The organism is Marisediminitalea alba (genome assembly GCF_002993365.1).
Lineage (GTDB): Bacteria > Pseudomonadota > Gammaproteobacteria > Enterobacterales > Alteromonadaceae > Alteromonas > Alteromonas alba.
The window spans coordinates 1-2783 of record NZ_PVNP01000029.1; the positions used below are offsets into that span (position 1 = coordinate 1).

At 49.2% G+C, this 2783-nt stretch carries 2 protein-coding genes; both read right to left on the reverse strand.

Annotated elements, in window-relative coordinates; genetic code table 11:
- Positions 1–221: 221 nt before the first annotated feature.
- Positions 222–1259, reverse strand: coding sequence for an IS110 family RNA-guided transposase (locus C6Y40_RS03615; RefSeq protein ID WP_105933382.1), 1038 nt, complete (start codon positions 1257–1259; stop codon positions 222–224).
- 110 nt (positions 1260–1369) lie between these two features.
- A complete protein-coding gene (ltrA, locus tag C6Y40_RS03620; RefSeq protein WP_240621835.1) occupies positions 1370–2611 on the reverse strand; it encodes a group II intron reverse transcriptase/maturase in 1242 nt (413 codons plus the stop codon).
- Between the last annotated feature and the right edge of the window lie 172 nt (positions 2612–2783).

The window sequence follows — 2783 nt, forward strand, 5'->3', positions numbered from 1 at the left end:
CCTCTTATATGGACTCCCTGAAGTAATCAACATCTTTTGAAAAATTAGTAGTAGATGCGCTCTTATATACGGGCTTTAAATGGAGAGCTACTCCTGCCCTTCGATGTATACGCACCAACAGTTCAATTCTCACACACAGTGTTTAGTCACTTGAGAGGACTGGCTGAATTCTGCTGGTTGGTCTTACCATTTATTTTCGCAATTTGTTGATTTACTAACTCTTAGGCTGCTAACAGTATCGGATTGTAATCGTCATTATTCTTTATTAGAGCAACAGCGGTTCTCACCGTTTTATTTGCTAACGCGATGGCAGCAACCTTCTTTCCCCTTCGGTCAACTAACGCCTTCAGCCACTGCTCTTTCACAGTCTTAGGCTCTCTGGATACTGCTTTATTCACTACCGACATTGCTCCCTGATAGAGCAAACTTCGCAATCTTTTATCTGCACAGTTTTTAGAAATATGTCCCAATCGCTCTTTACCGCCGGTCGAATGCTGCTTCGGTGTCAAACCTATGCATGCTGATGCATCCCGGCCTGTATTGAACTCTGTCGCATTTCCCAATCGAACGGTTAACCCCAAAGCAATCAAAGGGCCTACGCCTTCGAGTTTACTTAATTTCTGGCAAACAGGATTATGCCGCGTGTGTTCTGCTATGAGCCTGTCATAACTTTCTATTTGAGTCGTATAGAGTTGTAACATTTGTGACTGCGCAGCCAAAGCCTGACGATAATTCATCGGCAAGCCGTTTTCTGCATCTTCTAAAATGTCAGGCAGCGCAGTGACTAAATGATTTAACCCCTTTGCTATCACAATCCCGAATTCCGTCAACAGTCCTCGTATCTGGTTTGCCAACGCCGTCCTTTGCTCCAACTGCAGCATTCGCACCCGCTCCAGGGCCTGAAGACCCTGTTCATCTTCCTCCATGATGCCACAAGAGTTTATATGAGGTAATTGAGCCGCAATACCGATAGCGTAGGCGTCATTTTTATCTGTTTTTTGCTTTAATTGCAGCCCTTTTACTGCGCGAGGCTGAATGATTTTTACTTGATGACCATGCCGCCTCGCTAAACGCGCCCAGTAATTCGAGCCACCACAGGCTTCCATTGCCACTAACGCTGACACATGGTTTCCCAGAAGTGCTATCAATGCTTTACGACTCATTGCTTTGTTATAATCAATTTTTCCGTCACTGTTGAACTTGCAAACCTGAAAGGAATGCTTTGCAAGGTCAATTGCAATAATTGTATTCTTAATCATGTATGGACCCCTTTGGCTAATTTGACAATTAAGACCGTACCCCTTTCAGGGAAGGGAGTCCATACATCTCACACCACCGGGCATACGGCTCCGTACCACGGCGGTTCATATTAACACTGGAACTGTCGGTGATAATCCAGCAGCGATACCAACCCCATCTTGTCGAACCACCCTTTCCTGAAGGCTTGATTCATGTGGCTGGCCCCCGCATTCCACCATGCGCCTCGTTGGTTGGTCGCTGAGCACCATGCCCGATTCTCGTCAAGCCCTGCCTTCATTAAGTTTCTGGCTCGGGTGTATACGCGTTTCCACTGCCGCCATAACAGGCAGCGGAGTTTTCGTCGTATCCATCCGTCCAGCTCCTCCAGCACGCCTTTTACTTTTGTCAGGCGGAAGTAGCTTATCCAACCCCGAAGCACGGGTGTCATGATGTGTATTGTCTCACTGATAGAACGAGCGCAATGCCCTGTCGTCATTTCGCGGACTTTATCCTTGAAACGATTCACACTTTGCGCAGCGATTTTCACCCGGCTCTCTTTGTGCCAGGTAAAACTATAGCCTAAGAACTTACGTTTCCATGGCCGGGCTACCGCGCTTTTATCGGCATTGACTTGCAGCTTCAGCTCTTCTGACAGGAAGTCGGTGATGTCGGCCAGTAGGTTCTCGCCTGCTTTCTGACTGCTCACGTAAATATTGCAGTCATCAGCGTAGCGGCAGAAGCTATGACCTCGTCGCTCTAGTTCCTTGTCTAAGCTATCCAGCAGGATGTTTGATAGCAATGGTGACAGTGGCCCGCCTTGCGGCATGCCTCTGTCCCGTGTTACTCGCTGGCCGTTGTCCATCATTTCCGCCTCAAGGAAGCGGCGGATGAGTTTCAACAGCCGTTTATCTTCTATCAGGTTCGACATTAAGATGTCATGGTCTACCCGGTCGAAGAACTTCTCCAAATCCATGTCTACACCCCATCGCTTTCCGCTACGTATGTATTGCTGTGCTTGTTGCACCGCTTGCCATGCATTGCGGTTGGGTCTGAAGCCGTAACTGGCGTCAGAGAAGTGCGATTCAACCAACGGACTCAGCCGTTGTGCTATCGCTTGCTGGATGAGTCTGTCTGCCACCGTCGGAACACCGAGGGTTCTGACGCCGCCATCCGGTTTCGGGATATCCACTTTACGGATGGCCCGTGGCAGATAGCTGCCCTCTGTCAGTGACGCTTTCACACTCTGCCAGTGCTGTTTCAGCCACGGTTTTAAATCCAGCGTGCTCAGGTTATCTACACCCGCTGCGCCTTTATTCTCCACCACCCGCTGATAGGCCAGCATCATATTGGCTCGGTCTGTCACTGCTTCCATCGTCACCGATGGTTCCGCTTTCGTTCGCCCACTGACCGCCGTGTCAATTTCAGCACCCGTGGCGTATCCCGACAGGTTCCGCCCGTCTTCGCACTCACTGGCCGCAGTCTTCTGCGCTTGTGCATCATTAATCGACATCGAGTAACAGTGTCCTAATCACGGTTAAGTATGT